General features: G+C 63.6%; 18 protein-coding genes. 6 read left to right on the top strand and 12 right to left on the bottom strand.

Features of this window, described 5'->3' with window-relative positions; all coding sequences use genetic code 11:
• Positions 1 to 405 precede the first annotated feature (405 nt).
• From QRN36_RS21930 to QRN36_RS21920, 3 genes are all read left to right on the top strand, one after another.
• Positions 406 to 1,425, top strand: a complete 1,020-nt coding sequence (locus tag QRN36_RS21930; protein ID WP_285425985.1) for an alpha/beta hydrolase — start codon at positions 406 to 408, stop codon at positions 1,423 to 1,425.
• Between the two features lie 198 nt (positions 1,426 to 1,623).
• Complete coding sequence (locus QRN36_RS21925; RefSeq protein ID WP_285425984.1) at positions 1,624 to 2,847, top strand: MFS transporter; 1,224 nt, start codon at positions 1,624 to 1,626, stop codon at positions 2,845 to 2,847.
• 77 nt (positions 2,848 to 2,924) lie between these two features.
• Complete coding sequence (locus QRN36_RS21920; RefSeq protein WP_285425983.1) at positions 2,925 to 3,614, top strand: YoaK family protein; 690 nt, start codon at positions 2,925 to 2,927, stop codon at positions 3,612 to 3,614.
• 20 nt (positions 3,615 to 3,634) lie between these two features.
• Here the strand turns inward: QRN36_RS21920 and QRN36_RS21915 are convergent, their stop codons facing one another.
• Entirely contained in the window at positions 3,635 to 4,489 is an 855-nt protein-coding gene (locus QRN36_RS21915) for a LysR family transcriptional regulator (RefSeq protein ID WP_285425982.1), read from the bottom strand.
• 74 nt (positions 4,490 to 4,563) lie between these two features.
• On the opposite strand from QRN36_RS21915, the gene QRN36_RS21910 reads away from it, so the two are divergent.
• Both QRN36_RS21910 and QRN36_RS21905 read left to right on the top strand, forming a co-directional pair.
• The gene (locus QRN36_RS21910) at positions 4,564 to 5,508 is read left to right on the top strand and encodes a DMT family transporter (RefSeq protein WP_285425981.1); all 945 of its coding nucleotides are present in this window, start codon (positions 4,564 to 4,566) and stop codon (positions 5,506 to 5,508) included.
• Positions 5,509 to 5,711: 203 nt separating this feature from the next.
• The gene (locus QRN36_RS21905; protein ID WP_285425980.1) at positions 5,712 to 6,584 is read left to right on the top strand and encodes an NAD(P)-dependent oxidoreductase; all 873 of its coding nucleotides are present in this window, start codon (positions 5,712 to 5,714) and stop codon (positions 6,582 to 6,584) included.
• A 25-nt stretch (positions 6,585 to 6,609) separates the two neighbouring features.
• Here the strand turns inward: QRN36_RS21905 and QRN36_RS21900 are convergent, their stop codons facing one another.
• From QRN36_RS21900 to QRN36_RS21860, 9 genes are all read right to left on the bottom strand, one after another.
• Positions 6,610 to 7,338 (bottom strand): GntR family transcriptional regulator, encoded by a 729-nt coding sequence (locus QRN36_RS21900; RefSeq protein WP_285425979.1) that lies wholly within the window; start codon positions 7,336 to 7,338, stop codon positions 6,610 to 6,612.
• Positions 7,339 to 7,461: 123 nt separating this feature from the next.
• Positions 7,462 to 9,306 carry an allophanate hydrolase gene (gene atzF / locus QRN36_RS21895; protein ID WP_285425978.1) on the bottom strand — a complete coding sequence of 615 codons (1,845 nt, stop codon included), beginning with the start codon at positions 9,304 to 9,306 and terminating at the stop codon, positions 7,462 to 7,464.
• A gap of 171 nt (positions 9,307 to 9,477) precedes the next feature.
• Positions 9,478 to 10,323, bottom strand: a complete 846-nt coding sequence (locus QRN36_RS21890; protein WP_285425977.1) for a hypothetical protein — start codon at positions 10,321 to 10,323, stop codon at positions 9,478 to 9,480.
• Positions 10,324 to 10,358: 35 nt separating this feature from the next.
• A complete protein-coding gene (locus tag QRN36_RS21885) occupies positions 10,359 to 12,281 on the bottom strand; it encodes a tetratricopeptide repeat protein (RefSeq protein ID WP_373568784.1) in 1,923 nt (640 codons plus the stop codon).
• Between the two features lie 65 nt (positions 12,282 to 12,346).
• The gene (locus QRN36_RS21880; protein ID WP_285425975.1) at positions 12,347 to 14,467 is read right to left on the bottom strand and encodes a glycosyl transferase family protein; all 2,121 of its coding nucleotides are present in this window, start codon (positions 14,465 to 14,467) and stop codon (positions 12,347 to 12,349) included.
• A gap of 11 nt (positions 14,468 to 14,478) precedes the next feature.
• Positions 14,479 to 16,695 (bottom strand): cellulose biosynthesis cyclic di-GMP-binding regulatory protein BcsB, encoded by a 2,217-nt coding sequence (locus QRN36_RS21875; protein ID WP_285425974.1) that lies wholly within the window; start codon positions 16,693 to 16,695, stop codon positions 14,479 to 14,481.
• A gap of 162 nt (positions 16,696 to 16,857) precedes the next feature.
• A complete protein-coding gene (wecB, locus tag QRN36_RS21870) occupies positions 16,858 to 18,090 on the bottom strand; it encodes a non-hydrolyzing UDP-N-acetylglucosamine 2-epimerase (protein WP_285425973.1) in 1,233 nt (410 codons plus the stop codon).
• A gap of 637 nt (positions 18,091 to 18,727) precedes the next feature.
• On the bottom strand, positions 18,728 to 19,615 hold the full coding sequence (gene yghX / locus QRN36_RS21865; protein ID WP_285425972.1) for a YghX family hydrolase: 888 nt from the start codon (positions 19,613 to 19,615) through the stop codon (positions 18,728 to 18,730).
• 176 nt (positions 19,616 to 19,791) lie between these two features.
• Complete coding sequence (locus tag QRN36_RS21860) at positions 19,792 to 20,676, bottom strand: LysR family transcriptional regulator (RefSeq protein WP_285425971.1); 885 nt, start codon at positions 20,674 to 20,676, stop codon at positions 19,792 to 19,794.
• 78 nt (positions 20,677 to 20,754) lie between these two features.
• Here QRN36_RS21860 and argC point away from each other — a divergent pair, with 78 nt between their 5' ends.
• The gene (gene argC / locus QRN36_RS21855) at positions 20,755 to 21,714 is read left to right on the top strand and encodes an N-acetyl-gamma-glutamyl-phosphate reductase (protein ID WP_285425970.1); all 960 of its coding nucleotides are present in this window, start codon (positions 20,755 to 20,757) and stop codon (positions 21,712 to 21,714) included.
• Positions 21,715 to 22,484: 770 nt separating this feature from the next.
• Here the strand turns inward: argC and eutC are convergent.
• Positions 22,485 to 23,306 carry an ethanolamine ammonia-lyase subunit EutC gene (gene eutC / locus QRN36_RS21850; RefSeq protein WP_285425969.1) on the bottom strand — a complete coding sequence of 274 codons (822 nt, stop codon included), beginning with the start codon at positions 23,304 to 23,306 and terminating at the stop codon, positions 22,485 to 22,487.
• Positions 23,307 to 23,344: 38 nt separating this feature from the next.
• Positions 23,345 to 24,736, bottom strand: coding sequence for an ethanolamine ammonia-lyase subunit EutB (locus QRN36_RS21845; protein ID WP_285425968.1), 1,392 nt, complete (start codon positions 24,734 to 24,736; stop codon positions 23,345 to 23,347).
• Positions 24,737 to 24,746 lie beyond the last annotated feature (10 nt).

The raw sequence follows: 24,746 nt of genomic DNA, 5'->3' as shown, positions 1-24,746 counted from the left end.
GCCTAGCCCAGGTTTACGACGACTGCGTCGCCGATCGCGGGACAAGCCACGCTCCGACAGGTTTTGTGGTGTTTTGCCAGACTGTGTCACCCCGCGAAACAGGGGGGAGGAGCTTGCTCGCGAAAGATCGTTGCATCCGCCGCACGTGTTAATCAAACGTCATTCCCCAAGGCAAGCGAGCCCGTGCAATCGGCGCAGTGCCAGCGGACAACCCGCAGCGTCCCCAAATAAGAAACAATGAGTCCCGATTTACCCTAATTGTTCCCCTCACTCTAAATCCGTACAGTTACGTCCAAGCCAGCCAACAAGCGCGAAACGGCGCGAGCGGGCTGAACATTTTGAGACGGGCGCCGGCAGACGGCGCCCTCCGCTGAAGACCAACTGACGAATTTCGAGAGAGCCCACATGAACAACATCAAAAAAGCCCTGACCGCCACCCTCCTCGCCCTGTCCATCGGCAGTGCATTCGCCGCTGAGAACGACGTGCCTGAACATCAGACCCAGGCGTTCCTCAACGCGCTGGCGGCAGGTGGCGGACGGCCTCTTGAACAAATGACGCCCAAGGATGCCCGCGCCGTACTGACTGGCGCGCAGAACTCGGTAAAAGTGGACCTCTCCGGCACCGAGGTGAGCGAGAAAACCATCAAGGCCGACAACCAGAACATCAAGCTGACCATCGTGCGTCCGGCCAAGGTGAAGGGTGAGTTGCCGGTGTTCATGTTTTTCCACGGCGGCGGCTGGGTGTTGGGCGATTACCCGACCCACGCTCGCCTGATCCACGATCTGGTGGTGGGCTCTGGGGCCGTCGCAGTGTACGTCGATTACACGCCGTCGCCGGAAGCACATTACCCGACCGCAATCAATCAGGCGTACGCCGCCACGAAATGGGTCGCCGAACACGGCAAGGAGATTAACGTCGATGGCTCGCGTCTCGCTGTGGCAGGTAACAGCGTCGGCGGCAACATGGCTGCAGTGGTCGCCTTGATGGCCAAGGAACAGAACACGCCGAAGCTGCGCTTCCAGTTGCTCTTGTGGCCGGTGACCGATGCCAGCTTCGACACCGGTTCGTACCAGCAATACGCTGAAGGCCACTTTCTCACCAAGAACATGATGACCTGGTTCTGGGACAGCTATACCACCGATGCCCGCCAGCGCGCCGAGATCCATGCATCGCCGCTGCGTGCCACGACCGACCAGCTCAAAGGCCTGCCACCGGCGCTGGTGCAGACCGCAGCTCTGGACGTGTTGCGCGATGAAGGCGAAGCCTACGCCCGCAAGCTGGACGCCGCCGGTGTCGATGTGACGGCGGTGCGCTACAACGGCATGGTTCACGATTACGGCCTGCTCAACCCGCTGAGCAACATCCCCGAAGTCAAGGCCGCCATGCGTCAGGCCGCAGGCGAACTGAAAGCTCACCTGAACTGACACAGCCCCGGCTTGCCAGTGAACGCAGCGGGTCAGGCAATCATCGATTGCCTGACCCGCCTCGTATGGCCGGTCTTCACGCCACAGCCGCAGTCCTGACGCAGTGCAACCAGATCCAGCGCAACAAACGCACATCCGTTCAAGGCTGCAACCTTGTCCGCTCTTAACATCCCGATTCGATAAAGCGAGGCGCGTCAAATGAGCAATTCCCCACGCACATGGAGTCGCCAATGCAACTTCTGGGTGGCCGCTGCCGTGGTGGTCCACACGCTGTGGACCAGCGCCGCGCCCGCCATGATGTATCCGCTTTACGCCCACCAATGGCAACTGACACCCACGGTGACCACGCTGATTTTCGCGGTCTTCCCGGTGTTCGTCGTCGCGACGCTGGTGGCGCTGGGCGATCTCTCCGACTACATCGGTCGACGCGCTGCGATGCTGCTGGGATTGAGCGCTTCGCTGATCGGCGTGTTGCTGTTCGCCATCGCGCCAAGCGTCATCTGGTTGCTGGTCGGCCGTGCCTTCATGGGCATCGGCGTTGGCCTGTCTGCCGGTCCCTCTGCCGCCGCCGTCGTGGAATTCAGCGCACCCGGCAAAGCCAGGCTGGCAGGCGCCATCACCACCGCCGCACAGGCGTTCGGCCTGGCCGCCGCGCTGATCCTCAGCGGCGGGCTGATTCAATATGCACCCTTCCCGACCCGGTTGAGCTTCTGGGTGCTGGTCATCGTGTTGATCGCCACGCTGTACGGCGTCTGGAACCTGCCGCGCCACACCGCAGCAGAAAGTAAAAAACGCTGGTCGTTGAAGCTGCCGCAGATTCACAAGCCCCTGCGTCGCACGTTTCTGGTGTCGGTCAGCGCCGTGCTCAGCGCCTATTCGGTGGGCGCCACGATGCTGTCGCTCGGCTCGCAGATTGCCCATGACCTGATCGGCTCGAGTAATGCGCTGGTCAACGGCGGCGCGATTTCACTGTTCGCCATCGTGCTGGGGATCACCGGTATCGTCGCCAAACGCTTCGGTTCCAGGCTCTCGATCATCGCCGGTGCGAGCTTTGCGATCGCCAGTCTTGCGCTGCTGATGCTGGCCACCGCCACCCATGCGCTGTCGGTGTTCCTGTTGTCCAGCGCAGCGAGCGGTGCCGGTTACAGCCTGCTGTTCATGGGCGGCCTGAACATGATCAATGCCCGTGCACCGATGCATCACCGCGCCGGCACCTTGTCCGCGCTGTTTCTGGTGGCGTACCTGATGCAAGGCGTCGTCGCGATGCTGCTGGGACGTGCGGCCACCGCGTGGGGGCTGGACCTGGCGATCGACGTCGGCTCCGTGGCACTGGCGGCGTTGAGCCTGGGTGCACTGTTGCTGGCGATTTATGTCCGCCAGCCCGAAGGCCCGCTGGAAGACGACGCAGCCCCCGGCACCTGATCCGTTCTGAAGAACCACTGACACTGTCACACGCCGCCCGCCCGATTCGGTCCGGCGGCGCTCACAAGGAATCTCCCATGCCAACGATTCACCGCTCCATGGCGCCCGCACTCAGCTTCAATGGCGGATTCGTCGACACCATCGGCTTTCTTGCCCTGCAGGGTCTGTTCACTGCCCACGTGACCGGCAACTTTGTCACCCTCGGCGTCAGTATCGTCCACGGCACTTCCGGCGCACTGGCCAAACTGCTGGCGCTGCCGGTGTTTGCGCTGGTGGTGGGGCTATCGCACATCGCGGCGGTCTCGATCAACCGACGCGGCCTCACGCCGTTGCGACCGCTGCTGATCCTTCACACGTTGCTGCTGGCCCTGTTCGGCGTGCTTGCCGTGTGGCTCGGGCCGTTCAGTGATGGCGACAGCGCTGCGGCCTTGTTGACAGGCATGACCGGCGTCGCAGCGATGGCGATCCAGAACGCGATTTCACGCCAGCACCTCAAAGGCGCGCCGCCGACCACGCTGATGACCGGCAACGTGACTCAAGGCGCCATCGATGTGTTTGCGCTGATCGGCCTGCGCGACCCGGAGCAGCGCGCCGCGATCAGACAGCGTCTCAAACCAGTGGGCCTCAATCTGCTCGGCTTCACGGTCGGCTGCATCGGTGCCGCGCTGCTTTACCTGGGCGTAGGCCTGTGGTGCCTGGCGCTGCCGGTGGCCGTCGCGGTCTGGACCTGCGTGCGCACCTTCGGCAGCCAGGACAGCGTGGCCTGACCGCCCACCCGCGCGAACGGCTACAAGCGAAAAAACTGCCTGACGGCCTGGGACAGCAGGTCGACCGCCTCGTCGCCCCGGGACGCGGTCGAGCGAATGAACACCACATCGTGCTCGGCAATGACAGGCAGCCCGTGCAGGATGCGCATGCGCGGCGTGACACGGGCGCGGTCCACCAGGCTGATCGCCAGACCGGCCTCGACACAGGCTTTCACCGCTTGATTGGAAGGGCTTTCCAGCACGATGCGCGAGCGCCGTCCGCCGAGCTTGAGGGTCTGGGTCATGGCCTGACGGTAAGGGCATTGCACCGCGTGCACGGCCAGCGGGATCGGGTCAGGCAGGTCGTCGGCGTGCTGCGCCGAACCGACCCACACCGGCTGTGACGTGACAAGCCAGTGATCGTGCGCGGTCAATTGCTCCTTGGGCTGAGCGATGACCGCCGCCTGCAGCCGGCCGCGCTGCACCAGGTCGCGCAGCGCGAAACTGGGCGCGGTTTTCAGCTCCAGCACAATGTTCGGCCATGCAGCCACGAAGGTCGGCAGGATGTCGTGGATCACGTGCGTCGCGTATTCGTCCGGCACGCCCAGGCTGATCCGCCCGGCCAGACGTGTGCCGTGCAGATCGGCCAGCACGCGGTCGTGGGTGCTGAGCAATTCAGTCGTGCTCACCAGCAAGCGCTTGCCCAGCGTGGTCAGCGAGACCGATTGATTGTCGCGATTGAGCAGCCGCCCGCCGGCAATCGACTCCAGGCGTTGAATGTGCACGCTGACCGCTGCTGGACTCTTGTGCAGTTGTTCAGCCGCCGCGCTGAATTTGCCGATGCGGGCCACCGCATGAAAGGTGCGCACCAGGTCGATGTCGAGAATCGCCGTCATTATTTAACCATCCTGAACAACTGATACCGTTTATTTTGATTTATTGGAGCACGCAGGTTCCGTAGGTTAGTCCTATGAACTCGCAAACGCCATTGACCTGCACGCCCCTGAGCCGTCCCCACCGGAGACAGGCGATCCCGTTGCCGTTGCTCGAACTCGCCCTGATTCTGACCTGGAGCTCCGGATTCATCGGCGCACGGTTCTCGATCGACTACGCTCCGGCATCGCTGGTGGTGTTCTGGCGCTGCGTGGTGGTCACGGTTGTGCTCTTTCCCTTCGTCATCAAACCGCTGCGGCAGACGCCGTTGGCGGTTTTGCTGAAAAATGCCGGCATCGGCCTGTTGGCGATGGCCGGTTACCTGATGGGCGTCACACAAGGCATTGCGTTGGGCGTCCCGGCCGGCCTTGCCGCGCTGTTTGCCGACCTGCTGCCGATTGGCATGGCGCTGCTCGCTGCCGTGGTCTTGCGGCAGCGTCTGACGTGGCGCGTGTGGGCCGGGCTGGTGACCGGACTGGCGGGCGTGATGCTAGTCACCCACGACGCGCTGGCCTGGGGCAACGCGCCGTCATGGGCCTACGCCCTGCCGCTGCTGGGCATGCTGTCGCTGGCCGTCGCCACGCTGTGGCAAAAGCACGCGCCGACGCCGAAGACGCTGGGGCTGCTGCCGAATCTCTGGCTGCAATGCTGCGTGTCCAGCGTTGCGTTCGCCGCCCTGCAGGGCCTTCAAGGCAGTCTCGCGCCGATCGCCAGCGCAGGCTTTGCCTTGAGCGTGCTGTGGACAGTCGCCCTGTCGACGCTCGGCGGCTATGGCCTGTACTGGATGTGCCTGCGCCGCGCGACCGCAACACGGGTCGCCAGCGTGCTGTACCTGAGCCCGCCGGTCACGCTGCTCTGGGCATGGGCCATGTTCGATGAACCGCTGTCCTGGCTGATGGCCTTGGGCATGGCGGTGTCTGGCGCCGGCATCGCACTGGTGATCCAGGCCGAGTCGCGACAGGGCAGGAGAGCTGAGCGCTGACCGCAGCCGCCCGAGGGTCCCGAATGCTTGCCTGATCCTCCGGATTGTCGGGTTGACGACTGCCCTTGCATTTCACTTTGGGCATACTTCACTGATCGCCGAATGGGCAAGTGCCACTCCGGCGCTCATCACACGACGTGGCCGATGCGCTGACCGAAACATCGCATCGGCATTTCCGTTTACTTCACAGGAGCAAACCTCTGATGAAAATCGGCTTCTTGGGACTTGGCAACATGGGTCAGGCCATTGCCGGCAATCTGTTGAAAGGCGGTCATGAACTGCGGGTCTGGAACCGCTCGCCGAATGCTGCCCAGCCCTTGGTCGAACAAGGCGCGATTGCAGTGTCCGAACCCGGTCAGGCATTCGCCGCCGATGTGGTGTTCAGCATGCTCGCTGACGACAAGGCGCTGCGCTCGGTGCTGCTGGATTCCGGGTTGCTCGAACGACTCAATGGCCCGTTGATTCACGTCAACCTGGCGACCGTCGCAGTGGCGTTCGCCGACGAGCTGGATGCGCTGCATCGCGCGCGAGGCATCGACTACATCGCCGCCCCGGTACTGGGCCGACCCAATGTGGCGGCCGCCGGGCAACTGAACATTCTCGCCGCGGGACCGACAGCCGCCATCGACCGGGTTCAACCGTTGCTGGACCTGGTCGGGCGCAAGACCTTTCGTCTCGGCGAAAAGGCCTCCAACGCCAACGTGATGAAACTGGCGGCCAATTACATGCTGATCTCGGCTGTCGACGCCCTGAGCGAGGCCGCCGTGATGGTCAAGGGTCATGGCCTGGCGTCCGCCGACCTGATCGATCTGTTGTCGTCGACCATCTTGCCCGGCCCCATTTATTCAGGCTACGGCGCGCTGATCGGCAAGCGCTCCTACGAGCCGGCAGCCTTCAAGGCGGTGCTGGGCCTCAAGGACATTGATCTGGTGCTGGCCGCTGCCAGCGATGCGTCGGTGTCGATGCCAAATGCCGAGAGGGTGCGCGCCAACCTGCAGGACGCCATGGACCACGGGCAAGGTGAAATGGACCTCGCCGTGCTGGCGGAAGTTGCCGAGCGCCGGAACCCGAGCTGACCCGCGCAATGTGGCGCCCGACGTTTTACACGTCGGGCGCCACGGGCCTGATCGCGCTGCGTTGCCGGGCGACGTGAAGCATGTGCAGGGTGATTTTGCGCACCTCTTTCTTGCTGATCTCGATGTGGCTTTTCAGCAACTGCTGCGCCTGTTCCGTACGCCGCTGGAGAATGGCGTGGAGAATCTGCGCGTGCTCGGCGTAGGTCGCCTGGATGCGGGGCTTCTGCGTGAAATCCAGACGCCGGATGATGCGGATTTTCTCAGTGATCTCGGCGTGCATGCGAGCCATCTCGACGTTGCCGGCAGCCTCCACCAGCGCACAATGAAAACGCTCGTCCAGCGCCGACACCTGCTGGGTGTCCTGCACCTGCGCGGCGGGCGGCACCAGCCAGGTTTGCCGAAGTGCGTCGAGGGTCTGATTGCCGTCAATCTCCATCTGCGCCAGGCGCGCCAGTGCCGCACTTTCCAGCACGATGCGCACGTCATACAGCTCTTCGAAATAGTTGAAATCGAACGCCCTCACCTGCCAGCCGCTGCGGAAATACACCTCCAGATAGCCGTCGCGCTCCAGGCGGTAAAGCGCCTGACGCACTGGCGTGCGACTGGCCTGCACCCGCTCGGCCACTTCGCCTTCGCTGAAGCGGTCGCCCGGCAGCAGACGGAACTCGAAGATGTCTTCCTTGAGCTGCTGATAAATGCGCTCGGCCATGTTGTCCGGGCGTTCCTTGGGCTTTTGCGAATGGGCAATCTGCATGTTCGGTCCAGGCGATGGAGTGGGCAAAGTCGTCGGGCCGGGCAGCCCGGCCGGGAAGCCTTGCGTACCGGCGTGCCGGGGTGGCCGCCGGCAACACAATGCTACCGCGGGCTGCTCGTCCTATCAGGCCTTTTTCAGGCTGGCGATATAGGCGCGCCAGCCACCGAAGCCGGTGATGTCCTGCGCGCCGGCGATCGCCCACGGTTCACAGATGAAGCCTTTGACACTGCGGCCGTCGAGCAGCGTGAGGTTGCCGATGCCCAAAGGCGCCGGAATCTCGGCCACGAACTCGCCGAAGCGGGCCAGCGGCACGTCCCACAGTTCGACGATGATCGAGCTGCCGCCCTCGGATTTCGCCAGGCCGGGTTTTGGCGGCACAGTGCCAGGCAACGCGTAGAGCCGGTAATCGGTATCGGTCAGGGTCTGCTCGACGAACACGGCATCGCGGCTGGTCAGCTGGAAATTCAACGGCATGCCCGTCAGGTGCGCCCCGACCACCGCAACGCGCACGCTGCCACGCGGTTGCGCTGGCTGCACTGGCGCAGGCAATGCCCGACCGGTTGCGCCCATGGGCAAGCCCAGGCTGGCCTGCCAGCGCTTGCCGAAACTGGCCAGCGCCGTGTCATGCCAGGCCGGGGCGATCAGCGTGATGCCCGCCGGCAACCCGTCGCCGCGAAACCCGGCGGGCAGCGCGAGCGCAGACAGATCGGCCAGGTTGGTGAAGTTGGTGTAGTAACCGAAATGCGAGTTGTACAGCACCGGCTCGATGTCCATTTCCGCCAGCGTGTGAATGGTCGCCGAGGTCGGCACGACCAGCGCGTCAAAGCCTGCCAGCGCATCATTGATCTGTCGGCTCAAGGTGGCGCGCAGGTACTCGGCGTTGTAGGCATCGCAGGCGCTGTAGCCAAGCCCGCTTTCGACGATGCCGCGCACCACCGGATTGATCGCGTCGGGTTGCGATTTCAGCATCGCGGTCAGTGCAACCGTGCGCTCGGCCACCCACGGCCCGTAATACAGCTGCTCGGCCAGGGCCTTGAACGGCGCGAAGTCGATGGGCGTGATCTGCGCACCCATGGCGCTCAGGTTGAGCAGCGCTTGCTCGTACGCGGCCTGGCTCTGCTCATCGCCAAAAAACTCCAGCGTGTCCGGGATCGCAAGCTTCACCGTCTGACCGAAGCCGAGCGGCGCCGTGTGCGGGTTGCGTCGCGAATAGGCGTCGCGGGCATCAAAACCTTCCGCGACCTCGGCCACGCATTGGGCATCGTCCACGGTCAGGGCGAACACCGAAATACAGTCCACCGTGCGACAGGCAGGAACCAGACCGCTGTTGGACAGGCGCCCTTTGGTCGGCTTGAGCCCGACGATGTTATTGAAACCGGCAGGCACGCGGCCCGATCCTGCGGTGTCGGTGCCCAGCGAAAACGCGACCAGTCCGCGCGCCACCACCGAGGCCGAGCCGGAGCTCGATCCGCCGCTGACGTATTCCGGATCGAAGCTGTTCGGTACCGCGCCGTAGGGCGAGCGTGTGCCCACCAGACCGGTGGCGAACTGATCCAGGTTGGTCTTGCCCATCAGAATCGCGCCTGCCGCGCGCAGGCGCTGGACCACCGTGGCGTCGTCATCGGCCGGATACGCAAATTCCGGGCAGGCCGCCGTGGTCATCCAGCCACCGGCATCGATGTTGTCCTTGATCGCGAACGGCACGCCGTAGAGCGGCAGCTTGTCGATGTCGCCGTTGGCCGCTTCGAGCCGCTCGCTCAGGTCCTGGAGTTGGGCTTCGATCTGCGCGGCCGTTGCAATCGCAATCCAGGCCGGATCATTTTCGGCGAACTGATCGCGCAGCGTCAGCAGGCTTTGCGGCGACGTCACACCCTGACGATACGCCGCGAGCCACTCGGTGATGGTCCAGCCACAGGGGCCGGTTGCGGATTGAAGGCTAGCGGATGGGAAACTGACAGTCTCTTGCATGGTGAATTCCATCTTGTATCCAAGTTTGGATTCACTGAAAGCAAAACCCGAGCCACGGCCCAAGAGCCGCGTTTTACCGGGGCTCGATGACGCTTTTGAAAGAACCACGCGCGTTCACGTGCACACAAACGAGGCGAGATGGGCGGCCCATGACTGATCAGAGGGCACCCGTCATTTCGACAGTGCGTTGACCAACTCCGGGGTCACATAATGCGGGCCGTCGAACAGGTACAACGGGTAGCCGGGATAGGCCGCCAGCTGGGGTTTCAACTCATCCACGGTGGCCGAGCGAAAACCGCCGCCGACTTGCGGACGAAACGCCTCGACGATGATTTTCACGCGGTTGGGACCCAGCGCCTGGCGCAGCGCGTCGGCATAGGTGCGCGCCACCGGCGCGGTACGGGCATAGACGCCGACGCCGTCCTGAAAGAACACGCCAATGTCGTCCGGCAGCCAGGTTTTCAACCAGTCGGCGGTGGCCTGCGGGCCGATGTTGGCGCCATCGTAAACGCTGATCCACAAAGGTCGAGGCAACCGGGCCAGCAGCGCGGGCAGCTCTCGGGCACGGCTCCAGCTCGGATCGACCTCAGCGGGGAAATACCAGCCTGTGACGTTGAGCGGTGTTTTCACCTTGGCCAGCCGCTCGGACAAGGCGGCCAGCTCTTCGATATTGTCCCGCGAGCGATTCTCGCTGAAGTAGCCCGCCAGCCCGACGATCACATCCTGCGCCCACGGCTCGCGGCTGATCCGCGCCCAGTCCGGCAGCACCGGGACCTGAGGCAGACCGGCATCCGGGACGAACGCCTGGCCGTCCACCGCCGTCCATTGCACCAGCAACTCATGGGCACCCAATGTGTGCCAGTTGCCCGAAATGCCGACGGTGGCGTTGTCCGGCTGCCAGACGATGCCGGCAATGTTCGGCCGCGTGACCCGGCCAAGCTCGTACAAGGTGTCGGCCGCGACACCCAGTACGCCCACCAGCAACGCCGTCAGTGACGTTTTCACGATGCGTGACATCCCTGTCCTCCCTGCCCTGTCGTTCAGCACCCTGCTCACCACGAGTACGTCAATCGAGCGAAGACGCCCTCTGCGCTGTCATCTCCGAACACCTTCTCCCGGTACTGCACCGAAAAATCGACGTACGACTGCGGCGCCTTGTGCGCGGTCTCGCGGAACCAGTACCGCACACCGACCCCGACGCCTGCACCGCCGGCATTGTCCGATGAGGTTTTGGTGCGCCCGAGCGCATCGACCTCACTGCGCATCTTCGAGTCGTAATCGACCGCGGCGACTACGTGGGGAAACACCACCAACCTGGGGCTGACACGATCCAGACGAAAGCTGCGCCCCAGTTGCCATTCACTGTTGAAGTAGTTGCGTTTGTCATTCAGGTAACGGCCGCCCTCCGCGTACAGCTGTGACGTCCACCAGCTGGGCACGTCCACTCGCAAGTCGGTGCCGATGCTGGAACCATAGCCCAGGCGCACCAGCCAGTCGCCGTCGACCTTGGAGCCCGCCAACGGAAAGGTGCGCTCGAACGCCGCCATGACGTTGTATTCGGAGAACGGCTTGATGCGCACGCCCACTGCACCCTGCAAGGCATCCATGCCCTTGTCGTTGCCGCTTTCCTTGTTCCACAGGGTGTCGGTGACGCGTCCATAGAGCTCGACGAAACGCGCATCGCGGTAACCGGCCGGACGCCAGAACACCTCGGTGCTGTTCTGCACGCTGTCGTTGCTGCGACTCGGCGTACCGCTCAGACCATTGCTGGTGCTCGCGCCCCGGTAAGTGGTGGTGTTAGTCACGCCCCATTCGCGGGACAGGTCGGACACCGCGCGGCGCGTGTCGAACACCTGCTGATCGGGCATCTTCAGATCGCCGGCTTTCTGGTAATCGAGGACCCGGTCGAAGTAGGCGATGGCTTGCGCGTCTTCGGACGCGCGCATGGCCGTGTAGGCCGCATCCTGGACTTCCTTGGGCTTGAGCCCGTTCTGCCGGTCCAGGCGCTTGAACACTGCCAGCGCCGCATGATCATCGCCCGACTGACTGAGGAAATACGCCATTTGCACTTCATCGCCGGGCTGCAGCTCGCCCGCGTCTCGCGCCTGCTGCATGCGCTCCAGCGCCTGACGCGGCTGTCCCATGGCGGCGTACAGCGAAGCCTGTTCGCGCAGCGGCAGATTGCCGACGGCCAGGGCCTGGGCGAAATCCTGTTGCGCACCGGGTTTGTCGCCCAGGCGCAAACGCGTCTGGCCGCGCTGGGCGAGCAACGTCGCGTCGTTGCCTTTCAACGCCAGCGCCTCGGTCGCGGCCGAGCGGGCCTCGGCGTACTGTTGCTGTGCGATCAGTGCACTGACGAGCAGGCGGCGATAGGCGATTTCCTGCGGATAGCGCTGGACCACATCGCGGGCATAACTGACGGCGGTGTCGTTGTCACCGCGGGCCAACGCTTCGTAGCCCTTGGCGGCCTTGACCACCGCCATCTGCTCATGGATCGACTGCAGACGACGGCTCAACGCAGGCTGCGGGCCCAGTGCCTGAACGGCATCATGGGTCGCCACTTCTGCTTCCTCCAGACGCTGCTGTCGCTGCAGCGCTTCGATCAGCATCATCCGGTAATCGGCGTTTTTCGGCGCCTGGCTGATCGCCTTGCGGGCGAATTGCGCAGAGCGTTCGTAGTCCCCCTCGGCGTAGGCGCGCAGTGCCCGATTGCCGTCCAGATAACCCGGTTTTGGCCGCGCATCGGGGTAGCGCTCAGGATGATCGCGGCGGTCCTTGTCACGTTCGGCCAGAGCGATCAACTTGCGCAACTGACCGGCGTCGTCCCGCTGGCGCAGGGCCTCGCGGGCCTTGGCGATGGCCAGGTCGTAGTCCTTGCGGTTATAGGCGCCGTACGCCTCGTTGGCGATCGCATACGCCGGACCGCTCAGCGGCAACGGCAGGATTTCGGCCTGGCCCTGCCCGTGACAGAGCATAGGCAGCAGGCCCAGGCTCAAGCCCAGATTCAACCCCAGCGTGCGATGCAAAGGTGCGAGGAGCTTCATGACGGTTGCTCCGTTCGGTCGCCCGAGGGCGAGTGGCTGTGTTGATGCGCCACGGCCCGCTCGATGGTTTCCCGCGCGAGCACACCGCTGTCCACCAGGTAGTCGCCGATACGGCCATGCACGTGCGGTCGGTATTGCAACATCGCGCGGTTGAAGGTCTGGCGGTCCAGCAAGCCCTGCTCGATGAGCAGGTCGCCCAGCAACGGCGTTGCCGCCGGCAACGGCTGGCCAGCCACCACTTCCAGTCGGCGCAGTTGCGCCACGATTTCGCTTTCCCGGGCGATCATCTGCACAGGCTCCGCGCCCATCTGTTCGGTGATCTGCTCGAGCGCCTCTTGCGACAACGGGCTGGCCACCGCGATTTCAGGGCGGCCCTGAATGTCCAGCGCCAGAGGCACCACGCGCCAGCGCAGGCAATATTCATCGGCCAGCAATGAGTCCGGCTGGACTTTGGCGGCCACGTCGAAGACCCGGGGCAGATCGTTCTGGAAGGCGATGGCTTCGGCCAGGGTTTCGTCGTCGAGCCAGCCGTGGCTGAGCAGAATCCGGCCCAGTGGCATTTGCCGGGTCTGCTGCTCGTCCAGCGCGCTTTGCAGCTTCTCGTCGTTGATCGCCTGCCACGACAGCAACACGCTGCCCAGCTTGCGCGGCGCCCGGGCCACCAGATCGGTGGACGGGAAATCGTGCATGGTCTTGTCCCAGACCAGCTTGCGGTTGAGCAGTTTGCCTACCAGAAACAGGCGCCAGGCACGGGCGGCGGCCATGAAGTTGACGAAGTTGCCCACGACCATGCGCGGCATCGACAGCAAGCCATGCTGCCAGCCATAAATGATGGTCGTGAAATAACAACGATGGGCCATCCGCCAGAGCACTGCCACGCCGTTGGCCGCGAGCAGGACTGTCACCAGGCCGTTGTTCTCGAACGGCGTCGGAAAGGTGGTGTTCCACAACCCGCTCGCGCGCAGCACGATCAGGGCCAGTAACTGAACCAGGATCACGTAAGCGATGATGCTGACAAACGAGGTGATGAGACCTTTGCGGTCGCGGAACAGCAGATAACGGTTGGCAAGCGACCCGCTCCAGCCCATCTGTTCCCAGCCTTGCAGCCCGATGCCCAGTGTCCAGCGCGCCTTCTGGCGAAACGCGGTGCGGAACGTGTCGGGGAAGAACTCACGCACGCACAGCGGCATTTCCAGGGTCGACTCGTAGGGCTTTCTGAACCACGATTTGCGTAGAATCCGGTACTGCACCGGAAATCGCACGAAGATCGCGCTCATGCCATGACGCGCCAGCCGTGCGCCGACGTCGTAGTCCTCGGTCAGGCTGTCGGTGTTGAACGGCTGATTGGCATTCTCGTCGGCCAGGACCTGCAACGCGCGCCGCGAAAAACAGGTGCCGACGCCTGCGGACGGCACGCTGTCGGTCATGCTTTCACGCACCACCAGATCCTTGCCGTGCCATTCGGCGAACTCATCCATGTAAGTGCCGGCGACCCATTCGTACCAGTTGCGCTCCAGCGACACCACGGGCAACTGAATCATGTCCTTGCGTGGCAGCAGGTAGTTGAACAGGCGCATTTCCAGCGGATGCAGGACGTCTTCGCTGTCGTGCAGCACCACGCCGGCAAACGTCACCGCGTGGGTCTGTTCGTACAGGAAAATCGTCTGGATGACCCAGTTCAGACAGTCCGCCTTGCAGGTCGGACCGGCGTGCGGGACTTCCACCCGATGCAGCTGTTTGTAACGGCGACGCATGCGCTCGACTTCATCGATGGTGCGCTGATCGTTGATGTAGGTGCCGACGAACACCACGTAATTCTGGTAATCGAGCGTCGACACCATGTTCTCGATCATCGGCGCGATGACATCGTATTCCAGCCACGCCGGCACCATGATCGCCATTGGCTGCTCGTCCCGGGCGATCAACTGCTCGGCGGTCAGCGGCCGGTAACGCCGCTCGGCCGTGAATTTTCGGTACAGCCGGCGCGCCCAGTACCACAGGTCGATGAGCAGGTCGTCCAGGCTCGACACCAGGATGATGGCCGCGACCACAATGGTCGCGACCTCCAGCACGCTGTAGTAATGGGCCAGCCAGTAAGGCCAATAAAGCGAGGTCATCGCGGCTCCCGTTACTGGCGGTTGCGACGGGCGCGACGGCCAGCCAGCAGCAGGACGAGGAACGCGATCACCGCGGCGGGGATGAGCCACAGTGCCGACGGCTTACGCCAGGCATCCAGGCCTTTGGGCGCCTGATCATCGACCATCTGGCTGCCGGTCGGGTCCTTGGCGTCGAAGGTCACCAGCGGACCGCTGTCAGCCAGCAACGTGGTGTTGCCGCGCTCAAGCAGAACCGGCCGGGCGAAGTCAGGTGCCTGCCCGCCCAGGGTGCGGTAGACCATGCCCTGCTGAGCGCCCGACTCGATCACTTGCAGCGACGCCAGGTGATTGAGGGACTTGAGGTCCAGCAGCGTCTGCTCTTTGTGGTGAATCAACAGATGCCCGTCATAGTCGACCTGGACCGACTCGTCGCTGTCCTTGATCGGCACCTCGAAGGCCAGGAAGGCCTTGTCCGGGGCGATGGCGGTCTGGGCGTCGGCACTGACCTTGAGCTCGGCGCGCAAGGGCGACACACCGCTGGCGCTGGCGATGCGGATCAGTTGCGGCAGGCTGGCGGCAGGTCGGTCCAGATAGCTCTGCGGGACCAGTACCTGGGTGCCGGATGCGAAGCGCGCGGCCATGCCGGCGAAGTCGTTGTCCAGTGTGGTTTTCTCCAGCGTCACGTGGCTGCTGGGCAGCACGGCGATGGGGAACGGCTGCGGGGTTTCGCGGCACAGGTCGCTGACCGGCTGACGCTGGAAGGTGACGCGCAAGGTGTTCTGCGCCGCCAGTGCGTAACGCGGAATGCGCGCCTCGATGCGTTCTCTCTGGCCGTCGGCGTCGAGTTGCCTGGCGCCGATCAAATAATCGTTGAGGAACAGGCTCACCACCGGCGGGGTGTCGGTCGCGCCTGGAGCGGCGGCCACATCGATGGCGGCGCTGACCGGAATCCGGCCGTCGTAGGCAACGCTGCCCAGCGGGAAACTTGCACTCCAGTCCGTCTTGGCCAGCACGTCGAGGCTGCCCGGCCGACCGCCCAGACGGGTCAGCGCGACTCGGCCGTCTTCGCTCAGCGGCATGCCCGCTTCTTCGCCCACCGTCAGCTGACGGCTGCGCGCCAGCTTGTTCCACGCCGCGCCAAACAGACCGATGGCCTTGCCGGCAGCGTCCTGATTGATCATCAGCAACGGGTGCGCGCCGAGCAGTGCCAGACGCACGTTATCGCTGCCCGAGGTGTTCAATGCCGCGTTGACATGGCGCTCGCGCCACTGGGCGAATGCGTTGACGGCCGAGCCATCGACACTCTGAACCTGGCGTTGCAGGGCATCGAGCGACTCGGTGATTGCCTTCAGCAGTTGCGGGTCGCTCACCGCCAGATCGACATTCAGCGCCGGGCTCTGACCGAGCATCAACAACGCCCCGATCTGCGCCGGATCGTCGAGGGTACGCAGGCCCTTGCCGTCGAGGCTGGCGAAGGCCGGAATCTGCTTGAGCTCGGCCGGGATATTCAGTGTGCCGACGTCCACGCTGTCCTTGACCGAAGGGAACGGCACGATGCGCGCCTGTTTGCCGATCCGCTCAAGCGCAACGCCCAGACGCCACGCCGCATCGTAACTGGCGCTGGACAGCGCACCCGGTGCGACGAGAATGCCAGGTTTGCCCGGCAGTGCATTCCAGGCGGCGCCGACGTCCTGCAGTTGCATCGCGTCGAAGCTGTAGCTGAGTCGGGTGTGCGGATCGATCCGCAGCACGTTGCCGATCGCCCGCTCGTCTTCGCACTGGATGCGCGAAACGATCGACGACCAGGCAATCCCCAACCGCACCGAGCCGCTTTCGCGCGCAGCCTTGTCCACGCCCAGCACCGCGCTGGCGTCCCCTTCCCCTTCGTTGAGTCCCAGCGCCCGCACCGGATAGCCATCCAGCGACAGCAACAGGGTATTGCGCCCGGCGTCGCCGTTCAGGTAGCTGGCGTCGAAATGCAGCGAGGCGTCGGTCAGCGGTACGTCGGCGGGCACCGGCAGGTACAGCTCACGGCGCGCATCGCTGGCGCTGAGAATGATCGGGCGATCGATGCCCAGCTCTCGCAGTTCGATGACCCGTTGCTGGCGGGTGTCGGCGTTCAGGCGGCTGATCGCCTGGCTCAGCGGGCTGTCGGCGGCAAGGGCGAACGCGGGTGTGACGGCCAGCAGACTCAAGCTGCAGGCAAGGGCGTGCAACGCGCCCGAGGGTACGGTTACAGAAGACTTCATTCAGTCAGATCTCGATCAAGGCGATGTTGTGTGCGGAAGGCCGCTCCAGGGCGGCTCGGTGGTTGACCACCGGATCGGACTTCAGGCGAAGCCCTTCGCTTCCACGGGGATTTCAGCGGGCCTGGCCATCGCAATGGCCGGCCGGTATTTCAGGTGCGCTCACTAATGCAGGCTGGACACCGAGCGCAGTGCCATCGGCTGGCGGTGCACCTCTTCTGCCTCGCTGCGCCGGGAAGGCAGTTCAGCGACAAACTCATCCACCGGACGGCCCATCAGCGCGTCGACGATGCGCGAACAGGCCTTGCCGTCGCCATAGGGATTGGCGGTCTGCGAGGTGCGGCGCCACAGCTGCTCGTCATCGAACAGGGCGCAGACGCCCCGCACGATGGTGTTCGGATCGGTACCGACCAGGCGCGCGGTTCCTGCTGCCACGGCTTCAGGACGTTCGGTCACGTCACGCATGACCAGCACCGGCTTGCCCAGCGACGGGGCTTCTTCCTGCACGCCGCCCGAATCGGTCAGCACCACGTGGGCCAGCTGCATCAGGCGCACGAAGGACAGGTAGTCGAGAGGCTTGATCAGGTGAACGTTCGCCAGCCCGCCAAGGTGCTCGGTCACCGGGCCCAGCACGTTGGGGTTGAGGTGAACCGGGTAGACGATCTGCATGTCGTCACGCGAAGCCAGGGTGCGCAGCGCCTTGCAGATGTCGAGAAAACCGTCGCCGAAGTTCTCGCGACGATGGCCGGTGACCACCAGTAACTTGCGTTTGGGGTCGAGGAAGTTGAACTGACGATCCAGCGCGACACGCAGCTGGCGATTCTGGTCGATGCGCTCGGCGGTCATCTTCAGCGCGTCGATCACCGTGTTGCCGGTGACGAAGGATTTACCCTGCAGCCGCTCACCCAGCACATTGCGGCGCGATTCGGCGGTGGGCGTGAACAGGTGATCGGAGATCAGATCAATCGTGCGGCGGTTCATCTCCTCAGGCCACGGCTGGTGGATGTCGCCGGTGCGCAGTCCCGCTTCGACGTGGCCCACGGGAATTCGGCGATGGAACGCCGACATCGCCGCGACCATGGCCGAGGTGGTGTCACCGTGCACGAGCACCTTGTCCGGCCGGGCCTGTTCGAGCACCGGGTCGATCGCGGCATACAGCGCGGCGGTCAGGGTGTTCAGGGTCTGCCCGGGCGTCATGACGTCCAGGGTGTAATGAGCTTTGAGGTCGAACATGTCCAGCACTTGTTGAAGCATGCTCTGATGCTGACCGGTGATGCAGATCTGCGAATCGATGCCAGGTTCTGAGGCCAGTGCCTTGATCAACGGCGCCATCTTGATGGCTTCCGGACGTGTACCAAAAATCGAAAGGACCTTCAGTCTGGAGTTTGCTCGAGCCATTCATTTCCCCCCGCGCATATATATGCGCCGCACGGCAGCGGCCTTGAGCGGCGATGGCTCAAGGCACTAGCGAGTTATAGTTACTGGCGGGCATTAAGATCGGAAGTTAATTCGACGTTCACTTCAATGTGAAAACGAGTAGTCCTTGGCACCCAAAACAGGAGGGATTATTAGCAGATAAAAAACGTATTGCAAAAGATTTTATAACGATTTTTATAACGTCATTAATTTTTAAACTTTTGCAAAATCGGGGAGTCAATCAAGGGTTTTGCCCTTGTTGCAGAGCCTTCCGAATGAGGTATTGCGGGGCGAACAAGTGTGCACTATTGCGCAGACGAGAGTAAAGCATTGAACTTCTGGACAGCGATTGCTGTCGGCGCGGACCGCGTGTTAGTTACTCGTTAGTGTAGTCAGAAAATGAGCAAAGGGATCCAAAGCTGACGAAAGGCATGAATACGAAACCGGTGCCTGACTGACGGCAAGTTCCAAGGCGCGATTGTATACAGCCGTCATTAGTTCCACGCTCCATTTAAGATAATTATCAAAGTGTCTTAGCGACTGTGCGCCGACGCGTGCGGCTAGTTACCGCACCGCGTCGGCGCAAGTTGGTCAGCGCTGAGGGATGTCATGCACCTGACTACACCAGATAGCGATTGAACCACTCAAGGGTTCTGTCCCACGCCAGTCTGGCGGCAGCTTCGTCGTAGCGAGGGGTCGAGTCATTGTGGAAGCCATGATTGGCGCCTTTGTAGACGTACGCCTGGTAGGTCTTGCCCGCCGCTTTGAGCGCCTGCTCATAGGCCGGCCAGCCGTCGGTGATCGGCTTGTCGAGTTCGGCGTAATGCAGCAGAAGCGGCGCCTTGATCCGGCTGACCTCTTCGGCCTTGGGCTGGCGGCCGTAAAACGGCACGGCGGCGCCCAGTTCCGGATACGCCACGGCGGCGGCGTTGCACACGCCACCGCCGTAACAAAACCCGGTGATGCCGACCTTGCCGGTGGACGCCGGGTGCGCCATCAACCATTCGAGGCCGGCGAAGAAATCGTTCATCAGCTTCTCGGGATCGACCTTCTGTTGCAGCTCACGGCCCTTGTCGTCATTGCCGGGATAGCCGCCGACCGAGGACAAGCCATCAGGCGCCAGCGCGACGAAACCGGCTTTGCCCAGTCGTCTGGCGACATCCTCGATATACGGATTGAGGCCGCGATTCTCATGCACCACAAGGACCGCGGGCAATTTACCGGTCGCCTTGGCCGGACGCACGAGGTAACCGCGCACTTGCCCGTTGCCTTTGGGCGAGGAGTAGGAAATGTATTCGGCGACGATGTCCGGGTCAGTGAACTGGACCTGTTCGGCCAACGCGTAATCGGGGCTCAGCGATGACAATATCGAGGTGGCCGTGAGGCCTCCGAGCGTGAACACGGCGGCACGGTCGAGAAATTCCCGGCGGTTGATCTTGCCGTGAACGTAGAAGTCATAAAGCTCGAGCAACTCGGGGGCGAAATCCTTGGCGGTGAGACGGGTCATCGGCGGGCTTCCTCAGCAGGTTCGGCCAGGGTCTGGATCTGAACCATCGGTTCAGACACGCGGCAAACGTCCTCATTAAAGCAGCCTTTCGCGCTGGCGCGGCATCACTGCGTCACACCGAAACACGCTCTGCGACGCAGCGGCGACCTGGCGTCGTGGGAGTGCGAAGGCCGATGTCACAACGCTTCCAGCCCCCACAACACCTGCAACACATGCCCGATGGCGCGTTCGACATCGCCTGCGCGATGCGCAATGCCGAGTTCGCGCCACAACGGCGGCTGCAATGGCCGCATGACGATCCGGCGCTCCGGCAGTGGCGTCGACGCCTCATGGGGCAGCAGTGTCGCGCCATAACCGGCCGCCACCAGGCTTTTGATTGCGTCGTTGTAGTTGAGCTGGATGCGCGGCGTTGGTTGCGGCCCTTCCGTGGCGAACCATTCGCCCACCTGCCGCGACAGACGCGTGCTGTTGTCGTTGAGGATCAACGGCTGCCCCGCCAGCCACGTGGGCGTGACGATGGAAGGAGCTGACCAGCGCGCCGGCAGGAACGCCATGACCGGATCTCGTCGCCACGGCTGGATCTGCAAACCTTTGACCGGCGTTTGCGGAAGCGCAATCACGCCGATGTCCAGGCTGCCGTCGAGGAGTTTGTGCAAGGTCTGCTGCGAGGTGAGCACGGCCACTTGTACGTCGATGCCGCTGTGGTGCTGGCCGAGGATGTCCAGCGCCTGCGGAATCAATTGCGCGATGACGCCGGTGGACGCGCCCAGCCGCACGCGCCCCGCCAGCCCCAGCACCTGCCGTTCGACGTCTTCGAGCGCCTGTTCGGCGTCTGCCAGCAGGCGCCGAGCGCGTTCGATCAAGGTCTCGCCAATGGCCGACGGCTGCACGCGGCCGCGCGTGCGCGACAGCAGCGCCCCGCCCACCCGGGCCTCGAGGTCGGCGATGTGCAGGCTGACCGTCGGCGGCGCCAGGTTCAGCACACGCGCCGCTTCGGCAAACGATCCATGATCAGCAATCGCGACCAACGTGCGCAGTCGGTCCAGACTGATTTCACGCATCCCCACCGTCCTCGTTCAGAAATCCTGAATTTCAACGTCATTAAATTCGACTTTTACTATCTTAACGGCTGCTCGAAGATGAACGCCATTGATCTCCTTCAGCGAGCACCGAACATGTCCATTCCAGTTGTATTCATCGACGGCGACCAGGGCACCACCGGGCTGCAGATCCACCAGCGCCTGCAAGGGCGAGACGATCTGCAACTGGTGACGCTGCCTGCCGCATCACGCAAAGACCCCGAGCGCCGGGCAGCCGCGATCAATGCCTGCGACATCGCGCTGCTGTGCCTGCCGGACGACGCAGCGCGTGCCGCTGTCGCCAGCATCAGCAACCCGGCGGTGCGCGTGATCGATGCCAGCTCGGCGCACCGTACCGATCCGGACTGGGTCTACGGCTTTGCCCAGATGAGCGAACGACACGATGAGGTCATCGCCCATGCGAGTCGGGTCAGCAATCCGGGTTGCTACCCAACCGGTGCGGTCGGGCTGCTGCGGCCATTGATCGACGCCGGTTTGGTGCCGCGCGATTATCCGATCAGCATCAGCGCCGTTTCGGGTTACTCGGGCAAAGGGCGTGCTGGCGTCGATGAATTCGAAGGCCCCGACGCTGCGCAAGCGACACCTTTTCAGGTCTACGGCTTGGGTCTTGCGCACAAGCACGTGCCGGAAATCCAGCAGTACAGCGGGCTGAACGAACGGCCTGTGTTCGTGCCGGCGTATGGGTCGTTCCGTCAGGGCATCGTGCTGACCATCCCGCTGCAACTGCGGCTTATGGCGCCAGGCGTCACCGGCGCCAGACTGCACGCCTGCCTTGAGCGGCACTACGCAGGCAGCGAGTTTGTCGAGGTCGTCGGGATGGATGAAGCCAAGGCAATGACCGGCCTGGACCCGCGGCAACTGAACGACACCGATCGCCTGCGTCTGATGGTCTTCGAAAATGCCGGTCACGTGCTGCTGGCGGCCGTGTTCGACAACCTGGGCAAAGGCGCCGCCGGCGCGGCCGTCCAGAACCTCAACCTGATGATCGCCGGCGCCTGAAGCCTGAGCGGAGGAACTGTGGGAGTGAGGTTGTTTGCGAAGATTGAATGCCAGCCGATGCATTTGCAGCGAATACACCGGCCTCTTCGTGAGCAAGCTCACTCCCACAGGAACCACCGGGCGTTTCCGAATTATCCTCCCAGGCACGAATCCTGTAGGAGCTCGCTCCTACAAGGTTGTGTGGCGTGGACGGGTATCGAGCCAGGCCGCAAAACTTGTGGGAGCGAGCTTGCTCGCGAAGGCTGATTTCCAGTCGATGCATCTCCACAGCATGTACCGGCCTCTTCCCGGCTGAAGCCGGTCCTACGGACGCTGCAAACGTTTCGTGGGACCGGCTTCAGCCGGGAAGGCGTCGGGTGTCGCCCCGTTAATCGAAGGTGGGTTTAAAGACAGTTGGCTCACTCCCACCTGGGCTATTCGGTGCCGAATGATTCCGCGTGCAAGCGCGTTCCTTCGATCAGATCAAAACCGTCGGATCAGATCTAGAGCCGCGTCTGCCGCAGGCGTAGGAGCGCACTCCTACACGTGTTGTGCGGCGTGGACGGGTATCGAGCCAGGCAGTAAAACTTGTGGGCAAGCCTGCTCGCGAAGGCTGATTTCCAACCACCGCATCCCCCCAGCATGCACCGGCCTCTTCCCGACTGAAGCCGGTCCTGCGGACGCTGCAAACGTTTTGTAGGACCGGCTTCAGCCGGGAAGGCGTCGGGTGTCGCGCCGTTGATCGAAGGGAAAGTCAAAGACCGTTGGCTCACTCCCACCTGCAAAGCCGCTCACCCGCCGATCAGGAAATTACCTGGGCGGGCGTCGTCGGGGGTTTCCAGTACGGGCACCTGGGCGTCGTCCTTCAGGTTCACGCCAGACAGTTTGCGGCGCCAGGATTCGCGCATGAGGTAAAGCAGCTTATGCGCCGCCATGGCGTAGCTCATGCCCTCGAGGCGGACGTTGGAAATGCAGTTGCGCGCGGCGTCGTTCAGGCCCACACGGGGCGCGTAGGTGAAATACAGACCCAGGCTGTCAGGCGAACTGAGGCCCGGTCGCTCGCCGATCAGGATCACCACCATCCTGGCCCCCAGCAGCTGCGCCACTTCATCGGCGACAGCCACGCGGCCCTGCTCCACCAGCGTCACTGGCGCCAGTGTCCAGCCTTCGGCAGTGGCCATCTCGTCGATGCGTTCGAGCATGGCCGGGCTATGACGCTGTACCGCCAGAGACGACAGCCCGTCGGCCACCACCAGCGCCAGATCGAAACCGTCGGGGTGTGCCTGCGCGTACTCGCTCAACCGCTCGACCGACACCTCCGACAAGCGACGGCCCAGATCCGGCCGCTGCAAGTAGATATGCCGATCCGGCGCCGAGCTTTGCACGGTCAGGGTCTCACGCTGACGCGCCGCCAGTTGCGCACTCAACGCTTCATGATCGAACGGCAGGTGCACGGCGTCCCGCGCCTGGGCGTGAGCGAACTGGAAGTCCAGTTGCGCCGACGTCGGCAGACTCGTGCCTGCATGGCCCAACGCGATGCGCGCCGAGGTCAGCGAGCGAAGCTGTCGCCAGGCATCGGCCTGGGCCGGGGACTTGCTGTGTTCATCGGTCATGGCCCATCCCTCATCACTGTCGATTGCATCAGCCATCGTTATTTCAGCTGCGCCAGCGCTTTGCGAAACAGCGGTGGCACGCCCTGCCCCAGACGCACGCCGCCGTCGTCCTGACGCAAGATGTCCATGCGCGTCAGCCACGCCTCGAACTCCGGTGCGGGCCGCAGCCCCAGGGTCTTGCGCGCATACAGGGCGTCGTGGAACGACGTGGTCTGGTAGTTGAGCATCACGTCGTCCGAACCCGGAATACCCATGATGAAGTTGATCCCCGCCACGCCCAGCAGTGTCAGCAACATGTCCATGTCGTCCTGATCGGCTTCGGCATGGTTGGTGTAGCAAATGTCGCAGCCCATGGGCACGCCCAGCAGCTTGCCGCAGAAGTGATCCTCAAGGCCGGCGCGAATGATCTGCTTTCCGTTGTACAGGTATTCAGGGCCGATGAAGCCCACCACGGTGTTGACCAGAAACGGCTTGAAATGCCGCGCAACACCATAGGCACGGGCCTCGCAGGTCTGCTGATCGACGCCATGGTGCGCATTGGCCGACAAGGCGCTGCCCTGCCCGGTTTCGAAATACATCAGGTTATCGCCCAACGGGCCGCGCTTTAGGCTCAGGCCCGCTTCATAGCCCTCGCGCAGGATTTCCAGGCTGATGCCGAAGCCGGCGTTGGCCGCCTCGGTGCCGGCGATGGACTGAAACACCAGGTCCAGCGGCACGCCTTTTTCGATGGCGGCCACCGACGAGGTCACGTGGGTCAGCACGCAAGACTGCGTCGGGATCTCGTAATGCCGGATCACGCCGTCGAGCATCTTCAGCAGTTCAGTGATCGCACTGTTGCTGTCGGTGGCCGGGTTGATGCCGATCATGGCGTCGCCGTTGCCGTACAGCAGACCGTCGAGCACGCTGGCGGCAATGCCCGCCGGATCGTCGGTCGGGTGGTTGGGTTGCAGGCGGGTCGACATCCGCCCTCGCAGGCCGACCGTGTTGCGAAAACGCGTGACGACGCGAATTTTCTGCGCCACCAGCACCAGATCCTGCACGCGCATGATCTTCGACACTGCGGCGGCCATTTCCGGGGTCAGCCCCGGCGCCAGCGCCTTGAGGCTCGCCTCGGTGGCGTCATCGCCCAGCAGCCAGTCGCGAAAGCCGCCCACCGTCAGGTGACTGACCGGCGCGAAGGCTGCCAGATCGTGGCTGTCCACGATGAGCCGGGTGACCTCGTCCTGCTCGTAGGGAATCAGCGCTTCGTTGAGGAAGCGCTTGAGCGGCACGTCGGCCAGCGTCATCTGCGCGGCGGCACGTTCGGCGTCGCTGGTGGCGGCGATCTCGGCGAGAAAGTCGCCCGAGCGCGCGGGACTGGCCTTGGCCATGAGTTCCCGCAGGCTGTCGAAGCGCCAGACCATGCCACCGATGCTGTGGGAAAAGCTCATGCGTACCCTT

Source organism: Pseudomonas sp. efr-133-TYG-103a (assembly GCF_030209235.1).
Lineage (GTDB): Bacteria > Pseudomonadota > Gammaproteobacteria > Pseudomonadales > Pseudomonadaceae > Aquipseudomonas.
Note: the sequence above shows the minus strand (reverse complement) of the source record. Positions and strands in the feature narration are given on the sequence as shown.